Genomic DNA, 18,783 nt, shown 5'->3' on the forward strand with positions numbered 1-18,783 from the left:
AAGCAGTTTAACGCTCAGGCTTAGTTAACCTTGGCGTTCAACTCACCCTTCAGATAACGCTGGTACATCGCTTCCAGCGAGATCGGTTTGATCTTCGAAGCATTACCCGCAGTACCAAACGCTTCATAACGAGCGATACAAACATCGCGCATCGCAGTCACGGTGGCGCCGAAGAATTTACGCGGGTCGAATTCGCTCGGGTTGGTGGCCATCAGGCGACGCATTGCGCCGGTGGACGCCAGGCGCAGGTCGGTGTCGATGTTGACCTTGCGCACGCCGTGCTTGATGCCTTCGACGATTTCTTCAACTGGTACGCCGTAGGTTTCTTTGATGTCGCCGCCGTACTGGTTGATGATCGCCAGCCACTCTTGTGGCACCGACGAGGAACCGTGCATCACCAGGTGGGTGTTAGGGATGCGTTTGTGGATTTCCTTGATGCGGTCGATCGCCAGCACGTCACCGGTCGGTGGCTTGGTGAACTTGTAGGCGCCGTGGCTGGTGCCGATGGCGATGGCCAGGGCATCGACCTGGGTGCGTTTGACGAAGTCAGCGGCTTCTTCCGGGTCGGTCAGCATTTGGCTGTGATCCAGAACGCCTTCGGCGCCGATGCCGTCTTCTTCACCGGCCATGCCGGTTTCCAGCGAACCCAGGCAGCCCAGCTCGCCTTCTACCGAGACGCCGCAGGCGTGAGCCATGGCTACAGTCTGCTGAGTGACGCGGACGTTGTAGTCGTAGTCGGTCGGGGTCTTGCCGTCTTCGCCCAGCGAGCCGTCCATCATCACCGAGCTGAAGCCCAGTTGAATCGAACGCTGGCAAACGTCAGGGCTGGTGCCGTGGTCCTGGTGCATGCACACCGGGATGTGCGGGAATTCTTCGATCGCGGCGAGGATCAGGTGACGCAGGAATGGCGCGCCGGCGTATTTGCGAGCGCCGGCCGAAGCCTGGACGATCACCGGGGAGTCAGTCTTGTCAGCGGCTTCCATGATGGCGCGCATCTGCTCAAGGTTGTTGACGTTGAAAGCTGGAACGCCGTAGCCGAATTCGGCTGCGTGGTCCAACATCTGGCGCATGCTGATAAGTGCCATTGTGTGTGTCTCTCCCGGTTGAGGGTCGTTAATCGTGCCAGCCTGCCGGAGCGGCGGCGGCTATTCAAGTGATTGCAGATCGGGGGTTGAGGCCCGGTCTGGTGATTCGATAAAGCAAAATCCTGAGAGCTACACAGAACCCCTGTAGGAGTGAGCCTGTGGTGTTTCAATTACTGCGCCTTGCAGCCGCGGCCGATCAGGTCATTGGTGGCGACCCAGTACACCAGGCCTTCCTCTCCCTTGACGTGAAACGCCAGCATGCCGTCGCTGTACAGAGTGCCCGAGGCGCCCGGCTCTTCTTTCAGGCGATAGACCTGATCACCGCCACCCAGTCGCACATCGACTTCCTTCTGGCCGGCATCGGCGTAACGCCACAGCACTTTGGCCTGGCTGTCGCAGGTCCAGGTCGTCCAGTTGTCCGCCGGGGCGGACGACTGAAACAGGTTCAACTGCGCGCAACCGCCCAACAATGCCAGCGCCGCAATGGCGATCAAGCCTTTCATCCGTGTTCCTCGACTGACGGCGCACGCCGCCAGCCCTGAGTTAAAGAGTCAGACCCGTCAAGGACAACCATGTTCCTTGGCCGGGGTTTGCGTCTCGTATTTGTCCAGGCCGTCCGGTCCCGAGCGCTTGTTCAGCACCGGGTTGGTTTCGGCCTGCCAGTCGGCCTGATAACAGCCCTTCTGCGACTCGCTCGGCGCCGGCGTAGCTTCGGCCTTCGGGTTACTCCCGCAGGCCGCCAGCGTACCGGTCAGCAACAACAGCGCTAACGACTTGACCATGTAAACACTCCTTTGCCTGGCCAAACGGGCGGCCTCAGGCCTTGGCCCGGCTTTCCAGGACTTCAACGGCTGGCAGCACTTTGCCTTCGACGAATTCGAGGAACGCGCCACCACCGGTGGAAATGTAGGAGATTTGCTCAGCCACGCCATATTTATCGATCGCAGCCAGAGTGTCGCCACCGCCAGCGATGGAGAACGCGGAGCTTTCAGCGATGGCTTGCGCCAGTACTTTGGTGCCGTTACCGAACTGGTCGAATTCGAACACGCCAACCGGGCCGTTCCACAGGATGGTTTTCGACGATTTCAGCAGTTCGGCGAAGTTGGCTGCGGTTTGCGGGCCGATGTCCAGAATCATGTCGTCAGCAGCAACGTCAGCGATCAGCTTGACGGTGGCTTCTGCGGTTTCGGCGAATTCCTTGGCAACCACCACGTCAACCGGCAGCGGCACGCTGACTTTGGCGGCGATGGCGCGGGCGGTGTCGAGCAGGTCTGGTTCGTACAGCGACTTGCCCACCGGGTGACCGGCCGCCGCGAGGAAGGTGTTGGCGATGCCGCCGCCGACGATCAACTGATCGCAGATCTGGCTCAGGCTGTTCAGCACGTCGAGTTTGGTCGACACCTTGGAGCCGGCAACAATAGCCGCCATTGGCTGAGCCGGTGCGCCAAGGGCTTTGCCCAGTGCGTCCAGTTCAGCGGCCAGCAGCGGACCTGCGGCAGCGACTTTGGCGAACTTGGCCACACCGTGGGTCGAGCCTTCAGCGCGGTGAGCGGTGCCGAACGCGTCCATCACGAACACGTCGCACAGGGCGGCGTATTGCTGAGCCAGTTCGTCAGCGTTCTTTTTCTCGCCTTTGTTGAAGCGCACGTTTTCGAACAGCACGATGTCGCCGGCCTTGACGTCAACGCCGCCCAGGTAATCGGCCACCAGCGGCACTTCACGACCCAGCGCCTTGCTCAGGTAGTCAGCGACTGGCTTGAGGCTGTTCTCGGCGGAGAATTCGCCTTCGGTCGGACGGCCAAGGTGCGAGCAGACCATCACGGCCGCGCCTTTTTCCAGGGCCAGCTTGATGGTCGGCAGCGAAGCCAGGATACGCGCGTCGCTGGTGACAACACCGTCCTTGACTGGGACGTTGAGGTCTTCGCGGATCAATACGCGCTTACCTTGCAGATCGAGGTCGGACATCTTCAACACGGTCATGGGTCGCACTTCCTACGGTTTTTTTGAAGTTGCTGTTTGCAGATAGTGTTCTGCAACGTCCAGCATTCGGTTGGCAAAACCCCACTCGTTGTCGAACCAGGCCAGGATGTTCACCAGCTTGGGGCCGGAAACACGGGTCTGACTGGCATCGACGATGGCCGAATGTGGGTCATGGTTGAAATCACAACTGGCGTGCGGCAGCTCGGTATAGGCGAGCAGACCTTTGAGCGGGCCGCTGGTGGCGGCTTCGCGCAGGATCCGGTTGACCTCGTTGGCGTCGGTCGCCGTGGCGGTCTGCATCGTGATGTCGAGGCAGGACACGTTGACCGTCGGCACGCGTACGGCTTTGGCCTGAATTCGCCCGGCAAGTTCCGGCAGCAGGCGCTCGATACCACGCGCCAGACCAGTGGACACCGGGATCACCGACTGGAACGCCGAACGGGTGCGGCGCAGGTCTTCGTGGTGATAAGCGTCGATCACTGGCTGATCGTTCATCGCCGAGTGAATCGTGGTGATCGACACGTAATCCAGGCCGATGGCCTTGTCGAGCAAGCGCAACAGCGGCACACCGCAGTTGGTGGTGCAGGAGGCGTTGGACACCAGCAGTTCGTCGCCGGTCAGGCAGTCCTGATTGACGCCGTAAACGATAGTGGCGTCGACATCCGCCTCGCTGGCCATCGGCTGCGAGAACAACACGCGTGGCGCGCCGGCGTCGAGAAAGCGCTGGCCGTCGGCACGGGTGTTATAGGCACCGGAGCATTCCAGCACCAGATCGACGCCGAGTGACGCCCAATCGATGCCTTCGGGGGTGGCACTGCGCAGGACCTTCACGCAGTCGCCATTAATATGCAGACAATCGCCTTCTACTCGCACCTCGCCCGGAAAGCGGCCGTGGGTGGAGTCAAAGCGTGTCAGGTATTCGATGCTGGCCATGTCCGCCAGATCGTTGATCGCGACAATTTCAAACCCGGCTTTCTCGCCTCGCTCAAACAACGCACGCAAGACGCAACGACCAATCCGGCCGTAGCCGTTGAGTGCAACTTTGTAAGGACGCGGTTGAGGCATGGGGTTCTCGATTACCGTGGTGAATCAGGCAGTGCGATGTTGCCCGAACCAACGCTATCGCGAGCAAGCTCGCTCCCACATGGGCAGTGTATAACCCTGTGGGAGCGAGCTTGCTCGCGAAGGCGTCAGCTCAGACGACATCTTTTCTGGATCAGTCTTCCAGCAGCTCTTCAGCCTGACCCAGGATGTTTTCCAGGGTGAAGCCGAACTCTTCGAACAGTGCCGAAGCCGGAGCCGATTCGCCGTAGGTGGTCATGCCGATCACGCGACCTTCCAGACCCACGTACTTGAACCAGAAGTCGGCGTGAGCCGCTTCGATGGCGATACGTGCGCTGACCTGCAACGGCAGCACGGCTTGTTTGTAGCCGGCGTCTTGAGCGTCGAACACGCTGGTGCACGGCATGGAAACCACGCGCACCTTGCGACCTTGCTCGGTCAGCTTGTCGTAAGCCTGAACCGCCAGACCCACTTCCGAACCGGTCGAAATCAGGATCAGCTCAGGCTCGCCTGCGCAGTCCTTCAGTACATAACCGCCACGGCTGATGTCGGCAATCTGGCCGGCATCGCGCTCTTGGTGCTGCAGGTTCTGACGCGAGAAGATCAGCGCCGATGGGCCGTCCTTGCGCTCCAGAGCGTTTTTCCAGGCCACGGCCGATTCAACGGCATCGGCTGGACGCCAGGTGTCGAGGTTCGGTGTGGTACGCAGGCTGGTCAGTTGCTCGATCGGCTGATGCGTCGGGCCGTCTTCGCCCAGACCGATGGAGTCGTGGGTATAGACGTGGATCACTTGCTTCTTCATCAGCGCCGACATGCGCACCGCGTTGCGGGCGTATTCCATGAACATCAGGAAGGTCGCGCCGTAAGGCACCAGGCCGCCGTGCAGGGTCACGCCGTTCATGATTGCGGTCATGCCGAATTCGCGCACGCCGTAGTACATGTAGTTGCCGCTGGCATCTTCAGCGCTGACGCCTTTGCAACCTTTCCACAGGGTCAGGTTGGAACCGGCGAGGTCAGCGGAGCCGCCAAGCAGTTCCGGCAGCAGCGGGCCGAATGCGTTCAGGGTGTTCTGGCTGGCTTTACGGCTGGCAATGGTTTCGCCTTTGGCCGCGACTTCAGCGATGTAAGCCGAGGCTTTTTCGGAGAAATCGGCCGGCAGCTCACCGCTCAGACGACGCACCAGTTCGTTGGCTTCAGTCGGGAACGCAGCGGAGTAAGCAGCGAAACGCTGATCCCACTCGGCTTCGGCCGCACGACCTTTTTCCTTGGCATCCCACTCGGCATAGATGTCGGCCGGGATTTCGAACGGACCGTGGTTCCAGTTCAGCGCCTGACGGGTCAGCGCGATTTCCGCGTCACCCAGTGGAGCGCCGTGGCAGTCTTCTTTGCCTTGCTTGTTCGGCGAGCCGAAACCAATGGTGGTCTTGCAGCAGATCAGGGTCGGCAGCGGGCTCTTGCGCGCGGTCTCGATGGCGGTCTTGATCTCTTCCGGATCGTGACCGTCAACGTTGCGGATCACTTGCCAGTTGTAGGCTTCGAAACGCTTCGGCGTGTCATCGGTGAACCAGCCTTCGACTTCGCCGTCGATGGAGATGCCGTTGTCATCGTAGAAAGCGATCAGCTTGCCCAGACCCAGAGTACCGGCCAGGGAAGCGACTTCGTGGGAAATGCCTTCCATCATGCAGCCATCACCCAGGAACACGTAGGTGTGGTGGTCAACGATGTTGTGGTTTGGACGGTTGAACTGCGCAGCCAGAACTTTTTCTGCCAGAGCGAAACCGACGGCGTTGGCCAGACCCTGACCCAGCGGGCCGGTGGTGGTTTCAACGCCCGGGGTGTAACCGAATTCCGGGTGGCCCGGGGTGCGGCTGTGCAGTTGACGGAACTGCTTGAGGTCTTCGATCGACAGGTCGTAACCGGTCAGGTGCAGCAGCGAGTAGATCAACATCGAGCCGTGGCCGTTGGACAGCACAAAGCGGTCACGGTCGGCGAACGATGGATTGCTCGGGTTGTGCTTGAGGTAGTCGCGCCAAAGCACTTCGGCGATATCTGCCATACCCATAGGGGCACCGGGATGGCCGCTGTTGGCTTTTTGCACGGCATCCATGCTGAGGGCACGAATGGCGTTGGCACGCTCACGACGGCTAGGCATCGCTGATCTCCTGGGTTCTGGTAAGTCGAAACGGAAAAAAGGAGGGCATTTTCCCTCACCGGAGCGCCTCGGGGCAATGACAGATAGTCATCCGGGGGCGTTTTTCCAATGGATAGCGGCGCTTTCTGTTGGTGAAACCTTTCCGCTACTCGTTTGTAGAGTTAACCGCTTGGAGAGAAGTGCCATTTATCGAGCAATATCAAAACTTTTTGATATTGGCCTTGCGATGAATTCACCCCGTCTCTAGACTGCGGCCCTATGAATTTACGCGTGCCTTCCATTCGCCATGACGATTGCGACGAGCTGGCGGCCCTGTGCAAGGCCGGCGGCGATCCGCTGCGCCTGAATGTACTGCGCGCACTGGCCAACGATTCGTTCGGTGTTCTGGAACTGGCGCAGATTTTCGGCATCGGTCAGTCCGGCATGAGCCATCACCTTAAAGTGTTGGCGCAGGCTGATCTGGTGGCAACGCGCCGCGAAGGCAACGCGATCTTTTATCGCCGTGCCCTGCCCCACACCGAATTGCTCGGCGGCAAGTTGCACGCGGCATTGTTAGAAGAAGTCGACAATCTGGATCTGCCTGACGACGTGCAAGCGCGCATCGAGCAGGTACACGGCCAACGCGCCGCGGCCAGTCAGGACTTTTTCGCCCGGGTCGCGGAGAAATTTCGCGCCCAGCAAGACTTGATCGCAGGCCTGCCGCAATACCGTGACAGCGTGCTGGCCCTGCTCGACAAACTGAACTTCAATGGTGCTGCCACGGCCATTGAAGTCGGCCCCGGCGATGGTGCTTTTCTGCCGGAACTGGCCCGTCGCTTCGGCACCGTAACCGCGCTGGACAACAGCCCGGCGATGCTCGAACTGGCGCGTCAGGTATGTGAACGTGAACAGCTGGCTAACGTCAGCCTGCAGTTGGCCGATGCATTGAATGGCACAAGCCTTCAGGCCGATTGCGTGGTGTTGAACATGGTGTTGCACCATTTCGCCGCGCCGGCCGATGCGCTCAAGCACATGGCCGACCTGCTGCAACCGGGCGGTAGTCTGCTCGTGACAGAGTTATGTAGCCACAACCAGAGTTGGGCCAGGGAGGCCTGCGGTGATCTGTGGTTGGGGTTTGAACAGGACGATTTGGCCCGTTGGGCCACCGCTGCGGGACTCGTTCCCGGGGAAAGCCTCTATGTAGGCTTACGTAATGGTTTCCAGATCCAGGTCCGCCATTTTCAGCGACCGGCTGGCGACACTCACCATCGGTAAATTCAGGAAAACATCGAGATGAGCGAATACTCCCTCTTCACCTCCGAGTCCGTGTCCGAAGGACATCCGGACAAAATCGCCGACCAGATTTCCGATGCGGTGCTGGACGCCATCATTACCCAGGACAAACACGCACGCGTTGCCGTGGAAACTCTGGTCAAGACTGGCGTGGCTATCGTTGCCGGTGAAGTGACCACCAGCGCCTGGGTCGATCTGGAAGAGATCGTGCGTAACGTGATTCTCGACATCGGCTATAACAGCTCCGACGTCGGCTTCGACGGCGCGACCTGCGGTGTGATGAACATCATCGGCAAGCAGTCCCCAGACATCAACCAGGGTGTTGACCGTGCCAAGCCTGAAGATCAGGGCGCCGGCGACCAGGGCCTGATGTTCGGCTACGCCAGCAACGAAACCGACGTTTTGATGCCAGCGCCGATCACCTTCTCGCACCAACTGGTGCAGCGCCAGGCCGAAGCCCGTAAGTCGGGTCTGCTGCCTTGGCTGCGTCCGGACGCCAAGTCGCAAGTGACTTGCCGTTACGAAGGCGGCAAGGTTGTCGGTATCGACGCGGTTGTTCTGTCGACACAGCACAACCCTGAAGTGTCGTACAAAGACCTGCGCGAAGGCGTGATGGAGCTGATCGTCAAGCACGTGCTGCCTGCCGAACTGCTGAGCAAAGACACCCAGTTCCACATCAACCCGACCGGCCAGTTCATCATTGGCGGCCCGGTAGGTGACTGCGGTCTGACCGGTCGCAAGATCATCGTCGACAGCTACGGCGGCATGGCCCGTCACGGCGGCGGCGCGTTCTCCGGTAAAGATCCATCGAAGGTTGACCGTTCGGCTGCCTACGCTGGCCGTTATGTTGCCAAGAACATCGTCGCTGCCGGCCTGGCCGAGCGTTGCGAGATTCAGGTTTCCTACGCGATTGGTGTAGCTCAGCCTACGTCGATCTCGCTGAACACCTTCGGCACCGGCAAGATCAGCGATGACAAGATCGTCAAACTGGTGCGTGAAGTGTTCGACCTGCGTCCATACGCAATCACCACCATGCTCGATCTGCTGCACCCGATGTACCAGGAAACTGCAGCGTACGGCCACTTCGGTCGCACGCCAGAGACCAAGACCGTTGGCGAAGACACCTTCACCACGTTCACCTGGGAAAAAACCGACCGCGCCGACGCCCTGCGTTCCGCTGCTGGCCTGTAAGAACTTCCCGGCTGCACAAAAAAGCCCCGCACGGCTCACGCCCTGCGGGGCTTTTTCATGCCTGAAACCGGGAGTTCAACTCAGAACGTTCAGGTCGATGCATATCCAACAAACCACTCGGTCAGTCCCCTCTCCCCCGGGGAGAGGGTTAGGGTGAGGGGCTGTTTTTACTGCACAGAAACAAGCCGTAAAACACCCATCCGGCGGAGTAAATATCTTCGCCTAACCTTCAAGCATTCCCCCTGAGCAAGGACGCTCACAATGCTTGTCACGCTGCGCCTGTTGTTGGTTTTCCTCGCTGCCTGTACGGCCCTCAACGCCCACGCCGATTGCCCGAAATGGCCGGCCACTCAAGCACAAAGCGAAATCGCCGCCCTGCAAAAACAGATCGACCAATGGGACGACGCCTATCACCGCGAAGGCCGCTCACTGGTTGTCGATGAGCTCTACGACCAGTCACTCCAACGCCTGAGCGCATGGCGTGAATGCTTCAGGCTACCCTCGCCCGCCGAACCTTTGCGCACGGCTTCAGGCACAGTTACCCACCCCATCGCCCATACCGGTCTGGATAAAATCCATAAAGCCGAGGCCGTGCAAGCATGGCTACGGGATCGTCATGACGTCTGGGTTCAACCCAAAGTCGATGGCGTGGCAGTGACGCTGGTTTATCGCCAAGGGATGTTGCAACAGGCCATCAGTCGCGGTGACGGGATCAGCGGACAGGACTGGACGACTTCAGCGCAAAGAATCAACGCCATACCTCAACGCCTGAAACAACCGCTGGATCTGCAGGTGCAAGGCGAACTCTACTGGCGCTTGGACAAACACGTGCAAGCCCGATCCGGCAGCGTCAACGCCCGTGCCGCCGTTGCCGGACTGATGAACCGCAAATCCTTCACTGCAGAACAAGCCGCCGGTATCGGACTGTTCGTTTGGGACTGGCCACAAGGACCTGTGGACTTGCCCGAACGAATATCCAGATTGGCCGCACTGGGTTTCGCCACAATTGAACCGTACAGCCACCCCGCCAGCGATTTCGCAGAGGCACAAAAATGGCGCGACCACTGGTATCGCTCGCCTTTGCCATTTGCCACCGACGGCGTGGTGTTGCGCCAGAGTCAGCGCCCGCCCGCCGAACGCTGGCAGGCTCGCGCTCCGTATTGGGCAGTTGCGTGGAAGTATCCTTTTGCTCAAGCGCTGGCCGAAGTGCGCAAGGTCAACTTCAAGATCGGGCGCACTGGGCGTATCACGCCAGTACTCGAACTCAAACCCGTCATGCTCGATGACCGGGAGATCAAACGGGTCAGCGCCAGCTCGTTGAAACGCTGGCAAGAACTGGACATTCGCCCCGGCGATCAGGTTGCGATCAGCCTCGCCGGCCTGACCATTCCACGGCTCGACAGCGTGGTGCTGCGCGCCGCCGAACGCACAGACCTCAACATCCCCAACTCCGACGACTTCCACGTATTGAGCTGCTGGCAACCCTCGCCCGGTTGCGAAAGCCAGTTTCTCGCACGCCTGACCTGGCTCAGTGGCAAACAAGGGCTGGCGCTGCAACATGTCGGTCGTGGCACGTGGGAGAAACTTCTCGAAACACGCCGCGTGAACAACCTGCTGGATTGGTTGACCCTTGAGGGGCCGGAGCTTGCTAACATTGCCGGCTTCGGCGAGCGCAGCAGCGAACGCCTGATGCACAGTTTTCACAGCGCTCGCCAACGACCCTTCGCCCAATGGCTCAAGGCCCTGGGCTTACCACCCACAGGTCAGGCTCAACTGCCTGACTCATGGCAGGCGCTGGCACAACGCGACACCGAACAATGGCAGGCCGAAGCCGGTATCGGTCCGGGACGCGCAGCGCAATTGAGCGCATTCTTTCGCGATCCGCAGGTACTGGCTTTGAGCGAAACCTTACATGCCGCCGGAATCGACGGTTTCTGACTACGCAATCCCGGCGCGCCGGGAACCCATCGGCCACCGAGGCGCTCCAACAGCGCAGTGCCGCCCCGACCCGATTGCCTTTGCACATGGAGCTTTTATGAAATTTCTCGCACCGCTCGCCTTGCTGACCCTTTGCGGCGTAATGGCCGCCCCTGTGATGGCCGACGAAGACGCCCCGGGCCTGACCGGCTGCGCCGCCAAGAAGCAGGGCATCATCAATCAGATCGAACAGGCCAAGTCGCGCGGCAACGCCGATCAGCAGGCGGGCCTGGAAACTGCCCTGCGTGAGGTGACCGAAAACTGCACCGATGCCGGCCTGAAAAAAGAACGCGAAAACAAGGTCCTCGAAGCCAAACACGAAGTGAGCAAGCGTCAGGCTGATCTCGACAAGGCCATGAAGAAAGGCGATCCAGAGAAGATCAACAAGCGCAAAGACAAACTCGCCGAATCACGCAAAGAACTGCAGGACGCGCTGGACGAGATCGATAAGTAAGCATTGATGCAGTGAGTTTGATGGCCTCTTCGTCAGCTCAAACAATAGAAATCAATGATCGCGAAACTGTTTATGGCAAGCGCTGCAGGCATCTTCAACTTTCTGCACCGCAGGCCCGAGGTTGCTGGCCTTGTACGGCTGAACCTGGCTGGCGATCACCAATTCACCGGTGGCCGCTTCCAGGGTGCGGGCCATTTCCTGAAACTGCGCCTGCTTCTGCCAGACATCGTCCTTGGCGCTGGTGTGATCTTCTTCGCGAACCTGCGGAAAATGCTTCCAGGGTTCATGGGACAACGCATCGAGTTTGACTGCGCCTTCGGCAAACTTCGGCCCGTCGAACGGAATGCGCCCGCGCAGCATGCCGCCGAGGTCTTCGCCGGTCTTGAGCATTTGTTTGAAGATCGCCTTGCGTTGACCCAGCGGGGAATTCGGATCGACACCGCCACAAGCGGACAAGGTCAGACAGGCCAGCAATACAACAGAAATGCTTTTAAGAGTCATGGTGGCTTCAGGTCACGGATTTCGGCGGCCAGTATCCTCGCGTCACCGCCAAACACCAATAGCCCTATTAAAAATACGGGTTGCCCGAGCGCATGGAGCACGCGGGCAACCGGCACAGGAATCACTCCATGAACAGCCGTTTCAAGGCCTGGCGTCACCCGCTGATCGCAACCCTGCCTCTAATGGCGATTCTCGCTGGCTGCACCGGCGGTGATAGCGCCAAACCAAAAACCCACGCACTGGCCACTTATTCCAGCGCCACTTGGGAAGCACTGCCGGCAGTATCCGATAGCGATCTGGTCGCCGGTTTCGGTTCGTGGCGTAGCGCCTGCACCCGACTCAAAGCTGATGCCGTATGGGGCTCCACCTGCGCCGCTGCAGCCAAAGTGCCGCAAAGTGCTGGCGAGATTCGCGCCTTCCTCAAACAAAATCTCGACGTCTACGGCCTGCGCGCTGAAAACGACAACCCCAACGGCTTGATCACCGGCTACTACGAACCGGTCTACCCCGGCAGCCTGACGCCCACCGACGCGGCCAATGTACCCGTGTATGGCGTGCCGGAAGACATGATCATCGTCTCGCTGGACAGCATTTATCCCGAACTCAAAGGCAAACGCCTGCGCGGTCGCCTTGAAGGTCGGGTACTCAAACCGTACGACGATGCCGCAACTATCGAATCGAAGGGCGTTAAAGCCCCAGTGGTGGCTTATCTGACCGACCCGATGAACCTGCAATTCCTGCAGATCCAGGGCTCCGGGCGGATCCAGACCGAGGACGGCAAACAGCTGCGCATCGCCTACGCCGATCAGAACGGCCACCCGTACCGCCCAATCGGCCGCTGGCTGGTCGAGCAAGGTGAGCTGAAGAAAGAAGATGTGACCATGAACGCGATCAGCAACTGGGCAAAGGCCAATCCTTCGCGCATCCCCGAACTGTTGGGTAGCAACCCGAGCTATGTGTTCTTCACCCGCAACCCCGACAGCAACGAAGGCCCGCGCGGCTCGCTGAACGTGCCGCTGACTGCCGGCTATAGCGCGGCGGTGGATCGCAAGGTGATTCCGTTGGGTAGTCTGTTGTGGCTGTCGACCACTCGTCCTGATGGCACGGCGCTGGTGCGTCCGGTGGCGGCGCAGGATACCGGCGGCGCGATTGCCGGCGAGGTACGTGCGGATCTGTTCTGGGGCACGGGCGACGCGGCCGGGCAACTGGCCGGGGACATGAAACAGCAAGGGCAGATCTGGATGCTCTGGCCAAAAGGTGCCGCGTTGCCGCAAGTGCCGCAGGTGGCGGATACAGAGAAGAAGTAAGCCTTGGGATCTGCTGAGGCAGGCAAATAGCTATCGCGAGCAGGCTCACTCCTACAGGGGAACGCATTCCAAATGTAGGAGTGAGCCTGCTCGCGATGAGGCCATCAGCGACACCAAAAAATAATCAGACCGACACAAAGAAGAACGAAGCAATCAACCCCATTCCCACAAACCACACCAGCGAGCGCAGGATCGCCCAGTCCGCCAGGTAGCAGATGATGTACAGCAGGCGACTGGTAATAAACATCACCGCCAGCACATTGACCGTCACCAACTGCGCGGTTCCCACCAGGTGCGCAACGATCACCGCCGCTGCAAACGCCGGCATCACTTCAAAACTGTTCAGTTGCGCCGCGTGCGCCCGACGGGCCACACCGTTGAGACTTTCAAGAAAGTCGCGCGGATCGTGGTTATCACTCAACCGGTAGCCGCCCACGGCTTTCGCTACGCCGGTGCAGATATACGGCAGAAAAATTGCGATCAACACACACCACAGAGCCACCGTCATAACGCCGTCCTTTTTTCGAGTTATAGAATTCGCGGGCGGTCAGAACTTCATCACCAGCATGCCGATCAGCACCAGCCCACAGGCTAAGAGCCGCGGACGGCCGAAAGGTTCTTTCAAGTAGCGCATACCGAACAGCACCACCAGAATCACGCTGATCTCGCGCAATGCCGCCGCTTCAGCAATCGAACCCAACTGCATCGCCCACAGCACCAGAGCGTAGCTGGCCAATACGCAGAAGCCCACCGCCAGGCCCAGCCTCCATTGCTCACGCCAGAACAACATGAACGCCGGACGCTTGGCGACCCACGCCAGCAGTGGAAACGGCCACGCGCTGAACAACGTGACCCAGACCAGGTAATCAAGCGGATGCGACCAGCGCCGCAATGCCTGGCCGTCGATGTAGGTGTAGCAACCAATACACAGGCCGATCAACGCCACCACCGGCAGCATCGACCATGGCAAATGCTTGCCACCACCGCCCTGCCACAATAGACAAACCATGCCCAACGGAATCAGCATGATGCCGAAGATCTGCTGGGTGGTGAGCACTTCACCGGCGAAGATCAGGGTCAGCGCCAGCACCACCAGCGGCGACAATCCGCGCATCAGTGGATACACCAGGCCCAGATCGCCGACCCGATACGCCTGAATCAGCAGGTAGCGATACAGCAGCTCAAAAGCTGCCGAAGCGAGAATCCATGGCCAGATTTCCATGGGCGGCAAGCTCACGAATGGAAACGCGATGGCCACGACCAGCAGCGCCACGGTGTCCATGCACGCCACCACCAGCAGCCGCTCGGCGCTGAACTTGATTAACGTATTCCACGTCGCATGCAACAGCGCCGCCATCAATACCAAAGCCGTCGCCAGCACGTTCCACTCCTTATTGTTGTTAGCGAGCCAATTAGTCAGATTATTGATTCGCGATGTGTCAGCAGCTGTTTATACTGCAAGCGACCACGCCGTACTCAGTTGCGCACAGAAAAATACCAATAATTCCCGCCCGCACCGCCCTCCTTCGAGATCGGTCTTCGGCCTGCGTATGCCTGATCAAAGCGTCAAGACTACCGACAGAGACCTTGCGCATGCCACTCGCCTTGCTTGCCCTCGCTGTTGCCGCATTCGGCATCGGCACCACCGAATTCGTCATCATGGGCTTGCTGCCCGATGTTGCCCGCGACCTTGCCGTGAGCATTCCCGATGCTGGTCTGTTGATCACCGGTTACGCGCTGGGCGTAGTGTTCGGTGCGCCGATCCTAGCGATCGGCACCGCCAACATGCCACGCAAAGCGACATTGCTGGGAATGACGCTGATGTTCATCCTAGGCAACGTGCTCTGTGCACTGGCACCGAACTACGCGACGCTGATGGCTGCTCGTGTGGTCACAGCGCTGTGCCACGGCGCGTTCTTCGGCATTGGCTCGGTGGTCGCCGCCGGGCTGGTCGCGCCGAACAAACGCGCGCAGGCGATTGCGATGATGTTCACCGGCCTGACCTTGGCCAACGTCCTCGGCGTACCGCTGGGCACGGCGCTCGGGCAATACGCCGGCTGGCGTTCGACCTTCTGGGCGGTCTCGGTGATCGGCGTAATCGCAGCCTTGGCGCAGTGGCTGTGGCTGCCAAAACACATCCCGATGGACAAGGCCAACCTCGCCAGCGAGCTCAAGGTGCTGGGCAAGGTCAATGTGTTGCTGGCGCTGGGCATGAGCGTGTTGGCCTCGACCAGCCTGTTCAGTGTGTTCACCTACATCGCACCGATCCTGCAGGACATCACCGGCGTCAGCCCGCACGGCGTGACGGTGATGCTGCTGTTGTTCGGCGTCGGTCTGACCGGCGGCAGCATGCTCGGCGGGCGTCTGGCCGATAGCCGTTTGTTGCCGTCGCTGGTCGGTGTGGCCCTGGCCGTGGTGGTGATTCTGGCGGCGTTCAGTCAGACCAGCCGTTCGGTGGTGCCGGCGGCAATCACGCTGGTGCTGTGGGGGATCTTTGCTTTTGCGCTGTGCCCGATTCTGCAATTGCTGATCATCGATCAGGCCCATGAAGCGCCGAACCTCGGTTCGACTTTGAATCAGAGCGCTTTCAATCTCGGTAACGCGGCGGGTGCGTGGATCGGCGGGCTGGTGGTGGCCAGTGGCGCGGATCTGGCGGACTTGCCGTGGACCGGTGCGCTTGTTGGCGTATTGACCGTGCTGACAGCGCTGTTTTTCATCTATCTGCAACGTCGCGAAGCGGCTGCGGTCAATGTGTCCGGCTAATCGGGTTTAGCCTGAGAGCCCTCACCCTAGCCCTCTCCCAGAGGGAGAGGGGACTGAACGGGGGGCGCTTCAGAAGTACGCCGACCTGAACGCGCATTGCCGAATCCATAATCGACTCGGTTATTCAGGTCGATGTATGCCACAAGACAATAAGGTCGGCCCCCTCTCCCTCCGGGAGAGGGCTGGGGTGAGGGAAGCTTGTGCCCTCTGTCGCTCTCAGCCCATCAAACCCCTGCGCCCAAGCATCGGGCGCGCTCCACTCACCCCTCATCCAAAGGACCCCGGATGCTTGAACTTGTCGCCGCTTTCATCTGCCTCACCACCCTCCTGACCTTCGTCAACTTCCGCTTCATCGGCCTGCCGCCGACCATCGGCGTGATGGTGACCGCACTGCTGTTCTCTCTGCTGCTGCAAGGCCTGAGTGTGCTCGGCTACCCCGGCCTCGAAGAACGCGTGCAGCAACTGATCGGCCAGATCGACTTCGGCGATCTGCTGATGAACTGGATGCTGTCGTTCCTGCTGTTCGCTGGCGCTTTGCACGTCAACCTCAATGACCTGCGCAGCTACCGTTGGCCCATCGGCCTATTGGCGACCTTCGGCGTGTTGATTGCCACCACGGTGATCGGCAGCCTCGCCTATTACATTTTTGCCTTGTTCGGCTGGCACGTGAGCTTCTTGTATTGCTTGCTGTTCGGCGCATTGATTTCGCCGACCGACCCGATTGCGGTGCTCGGCGTGTTGCGTACCGCCAATGCCTCGAAGCCGCTGAAAACCACCATCGTCGGCGAGTCACTGTTCAACGACGGTACAGCCGTTGTGGTATTCACCGTGCTGCTGGGCATCGCCCAACTCGGCGAAACCCCGACCATCAGCGCCACCGCGATGTTGTTCGTTCATGAAGCCATCGGCGGTGTGCTGTTCGGCGGCCTGATCGGTTATCTGGTCTATCGAATGATCAAGAGCGTCGAGCAACACCAGATCACCGTGATGCTGACACTGGCCTTGGTTATCGGTGGTTCGGCGATGGCCACCGAGATTCACGTCTCCGCGCCGATTGCGATGGTGGTCGCCGGTCTGATCATCGGTAACGTCGGACGCAATCTGGCGATGAATGACATGACCCGCCGCTATCTCGACGGCTTCTGGGAATTGCTCGATGACATGCTCAACGCGCTGCTGTTCGCGCTGATCGGCATGGAGCTGTTGCTGCTGCCGTTCAACTGGCTGCATATGGCGGCGGCAGGTTTGCTGGCGGTGGCGATTCTGCTGTCGCGCCTGCTCACTGTGGCCCCGGCGATTCTTCTGCTACGCCGCTGGCGCACGGTGCCCGCCGGCACCATCCGCATCCTGACCTGGGGCGGTTTGCGCGGCGGTGTCTCGGTGGCACTGGCGCTGGCGCTGCCGTTGGGCCCGGAGCGCGATCTGCTGCTGAGCATCACCTACATCGTGGTGCTGTCGTCAATCCTGTTGCAGGGTCTGACCATCGGCAAACTGGTCAAGCACGCGACTCGCAACGAGCCCGCGACCACCAGCGAACCTGCTCACCACTGATCATTTTTTGATCTGCTGCGGATCAGGCTTCTCGGCCTGATCCGCAGTTTCCTTCGGCGCCCCGCTTTCACTGCGAATCTGCGCATGGCTGATCAGCGCAAAGATGAAGCTGCCGCCAATGATGTTCCCCGCCAGCGTGGGACCTGCGAACACCATCCAGAAATCACTCCACGGCAGCTCGCCGGCAAACACCAGGTATGACACCTCAGCCGAACCCACCACGATGTGCGTGAAATCGCCGAGCGCCATGAGGTAGGTGATAAGGATGATGATCCACATCTTCGCGCTCTCCATGGACGGGATCATCCAGACCATGGTGGCGATCATCCAGCCAGACACGATGCCTTTGGCGAACATCTGGCTGGCATGGTTTTCCATGACCTTGCGACCGATTTCGAGAAAGGCGTGGTCAGTCTTGGTGTCGAAGATCGGCAGTTCGAGCATCACGTACGCGACCAGAATCGTGCCGCACAGGTTGCCGACCAGCACCACCGTCCACAGTCGGATCAGCCGGCCGAAGTTTTGCAGGGTCGGCTTGGTCATGACCGGCAGCACGGCGGTCAGGGTGTTTTCGGTGAACAGTTGCTGACGGGCGAGGATCACCGCAAGGAAACCGGCGCAGTAGCCGAAGCTGGCGATTACCTTGAATTCATCACCGTCGGGCAGGCGTGAATTGAGCAGGCCCATGCCCATCAGCGACAGGCCCATGGTCAACCCGGCTGCCAATGCCGACCACCAGAGCGCGGCGATGCTGCGCTCCAGTTCCTGATCGCCTTGGCTGCGGATGATTTCATGCAGGACGGCCGCGCGGGGCGGCTGGTTTTTCTCGACTTCGTGCTGTTCTTTGGCCGAGAGGTCGGGGGTTTTGCCGTCGGTGGGGGTCGTCATGGCGTGGGGACCGTGGGGGGTGGTGTTTACCTACGACTCCCGCGGCTCACGACTGTTCAGTGGCCAGATGATTCTTCGCTGACAGGACAACCGCTTTCGCGAGCAAGCTCGCTCCCACAGGTACAGCGTGATCCTTGTGGGAGCGAGCTTGCTCGCGAAGAAAGCACCGCCAATGTCACTTGGTGACCAATTCATCTTCCTGAAACTGATCTTTCACATATTTGATTTCAGTGCGCCCGTGCGGCGCCGGCAAACCGTCTTCACCGAGGTTCACAAACACCATCTTCTCAACCGTCAGAATGCTCTTGCGAGTGATCTTGTTGCGCACTTCGCAGGTCAGGGTGATCGAGGTGCGGCCGAACTCGGTGGCGGTGATGCCCAGTTCGATGATGTCGCCCTGGCGCGAGGCGCTGACGAAGTTGATTTCGGAAATGTACTTGGTCACCACGCGCTGGTTGCCCAACTGGACGATGGCGTAAATCGCCGCTTCTTCGTCGATCCAGCGCAGCAGGCTGCCGCCGAACAGGGTGCCGTTGGGGTTGAGGTCTTCGGGTTTTACCCATTTGCGGGTGTGGAAATTCATCTTCACTCCTGAGTGTC

18 protein-coding genes are annotated in these 18,783 nt (G+C 59.9%); 7 read left to right on the forward strand and 11 right to left on the reverse strand.

Translation table 11 applies throughout. The annotated features are described in order from the left end of the window. Positions 1-20: 20 nt before the first annotated feature. The 6 genes from fba to tkt all read right to left on the reverse strand — a co-directional run bounded on the left by fba (position 21) and on the right by tkt (position 6,279). A complete protein-coding gene (fba, locus tag GTU76_RS15765; RefSeq protein ID WP_008081027.1) occupies positions 21-1,085 on the reverse strand; it encodes a class II fructose-bisphosphate aldolase in 1,065 nt (354 codons plus the stop codon). Between the two features lie 170 nt (positions 1,086-1,255). Next, positions 1,256-1,588 (reverse strand): MliC family protein, encoded by a 333-nt coding sequence (locus GTU76_RS15770; RefSeq protein ID WP_016987235.1) that lies wholly within the window; start codon positions 1,586-1,588, stop codon positions 1,256-1,258. A gap of 57 nt (positions 1,589-1,645) precedes the next feature. Beyond that, positions 1,646-1,867 carry a hypothetical protein gene (locus GTU76_RS15775; protein ID WP_007913756.1) on the reverse strand — a complete coding sequence of 74 codons (222 nt, stop codon included), beginning with the start codon at positions 1,865-1,867 and terminating at the stop codon, positions 1,646-1,648. A 34-nt stretch (positions 1,868-1,901) separates the two neighbouring features. After that, a complete protein-coding gene (locus tag GTU76_RS15780) occupies positions 1,902-3,065 on the reverse strand; it encodes a phosphoglycerate kinase (protein ID WP_007913753.1) in 1,164 nt (387 codons plus the stop codon). A 12-nt stretch (positions 3,066-3,077) separates the two neighbouring features. After that, positions 3,078-4,130 (reverse strand): erythrose-4-phosphate dehydrogenase, encoded by a 1,053-nt coding sequence (gene epd, locus GTU76_RS15785; protein WP_180699033.1) that lies wholly within the window; start codon positions 4,128-4,130, stop codon positions 3,078-3,080. A 151-nt stretch (positions 4,131-4,281) separates the two neighbouring features. After that, positions 4,282-6,279, reverse strand: a complete 1,998-nt coding sequence (tkt, locus tag GTU76_RS15790) for a transketolase (RefSeq protein WP_016987233.1) — start codon at positions 6,277-6,279, stop codon at positions 4,282-4,284. Positions 6,280-6,537: 258 nt separating this feature from the next. Between tkt and GTU76_RS15795 the strand changes: the two genes are divergently transcribed. The 4 genes from GTU76_RS15795 (at position 6,538) to GTU76_RS15810 (ending at position 11,173) form a co-directional block, all read left to right on the forward strand. Next, the gene (locus GTU76_RS15795) at positions 6,538-7,533 is read left to right on the forward strand and encodes an ArsR/SmtB family transcription factor (protein WP_016987232.1); all 996 of its coding nucleotides are present in this window, start codon (positions 6,538-6,540) and stop codon (positions 7,531-7,533) included. An 18-nt stretch (positions 7,534-7,551) separates the two neighbouring features. After that, entirely contained in the window at positions 7,552-8,742 is a 1,191-nt protein-coding gene (gene metK / locus GTU76_RS15800; RefSeq protein ID WP_016987231.1) for a methionine adenosyltransferase, read from the forward strand. A gap of 261 nt (positions 8,743-9,003) precedes the next feature. Next, entirely contained in the window at positions 9,004-10,680 is a 1,677-nt protein-coding gene (ligB, locus tag GTU76_RS15805) for an NAD-dependent DNA ligase LigB (RefSeq protein WP_175555528.1), read from the forward strand. Positions 10,681-10,777: 97 nt separating this feature from the next. Next, positions 10,778-11,173 carry a DUF1090 domain-containing protein gene (locus GTU76_RS15810; protein WP_016987229.1) on the forward strand — a complete coding sequence of 132 codons (396 nt, stop codon included), beginning with the start codon at positions 10,778-10,780 and terminating at the stop codon, positions 11,171-11,173. Between the two features lie 51 nt (positions 11,174-11,224). On the opposite strand, the gene GTU76_RS15815 is transcribed toward GTU76_RS15810, so the two are convergent. Further along, on the reverse strand, positions 11,225-11,674 hold the full coding sequence (locus GTU76_RS15815; RefSeq protein WP_016987228.1) for a c-type cytochrome: 450 nt from the start codon (positions 11,672-11,674) through the stop codon (positions 11,225-11,227). Positions 11,675-11,802: 128 nt separating this feature from the next. On the opposite strand from GTU76_RS15815, the gene mltA reads away from it, so the two are divergent. Then, complete coding sequence (mltA, locus tag GTU76_RS15820; RefSeq protein ID WP_016987226.1) at positions 11,803-12,981, forward strand: murein transglycosylase A; 1,179 nt, start codon at positions 11,803-11,805, stop codon at positions 12,979-12,981. Positions 12,982-13,105: 124 nt separating this feature from the next. Here mltA and GTU76_RS15825 read toward each other — a convergent pair whose 3' ends face one another. After that, positions 13,106-13,489, reverse strand: a complete 384-nt coding sequence (locus tag GTU76_RS15825) for an MAPEG family protein (RefSeq protein WP_016987225.1) — start codon at positions 13,487-13,489, stop codon at positions 13,106-13,108. A gap of 39 nt (positions 13,490-13,528) precedes the next feature. Continuing rightward, on the reverse strand, positions 13,529-14,362 hold the full coding sequence (locus GTU76_RS15830) for an EamA family transporter (RefSeq protein ID WP_180699034.1): 834 nt from the start codon (positions 14,360-14,362) through the stop codon (positions 13,529-13,531). A gap of 212 nt (positions 14,363-14,574) precedes the next feature. Here GTU76_RS15830 and GTU76_RS15835 point away from each other — a divergent pair, with 212 nt between their 5' ends. Then, positions 14,575-15,744 carry an MFS transporter gene (locus tag GTU76_RS15835; protein WP_180699035.1) on the forward strand — a complete coding sequence of 390 codons (1,170 nt, stop codon included), beginning with the start codon at positions 14,575-14,577 and terminating at the stop codon, positions 15,742-15,744. Positions 15,745-16,029: 285 nt separating this feature from the next. After that, positions 16,030-17,295, forward strand: coding sequence for a cation:proton antiporter (locus GTU76_RS15840; RefSeq protein ID WP_016984778.1), 1,266 nt, complete (start codon positions 16,030-16,032; stop codon positions 17,293-17,295). On the opposite strand, the gene GTU76_RS15845 is transcribed toward GTU76_RS15840, so the two are convergent. Together GTU76_RS15845 and GTU76_RS15850 are read right to left on the reverse strand one after the other, a co-directional pair. Beyond that, complete coding sequence (locus GTU76_RS15845) at positions 17,296-18,183, reverse strand: formate/nitrite transporter family protein (RefSeq protein WP_016984777.1); 888 nt, start codon at positions 18,181-18,183, stop codon at positions 17,296-17,298. It abuts the gene before it with no gap. A gap of 175 nt (positions 18,184-18,358) precedes the next feature. Then, complete coding sequence (locus tag GTU76_RS15850; RefSeq protein WP_016984776.1) at positions 18,359-18,766, reverse strand: acyl-CoA thioesterase; 408 nt, start codon at positions 18,764-18,766, stop codon at positions 18,359-18,361. Positions 18,767-18,783 lie beyond the last annotated feature (17 nt).

This window comes from Pseudomonas crudilactis (assembly GCF_013433315.1).
Classification (GTDB): Bacteria; Pseudomonadota; Gammaproteobacteria; order Pseudomonadales; family Pseudomonadaceae; genus Aquipseudomonas; species Aquipseudomonas crudilactis.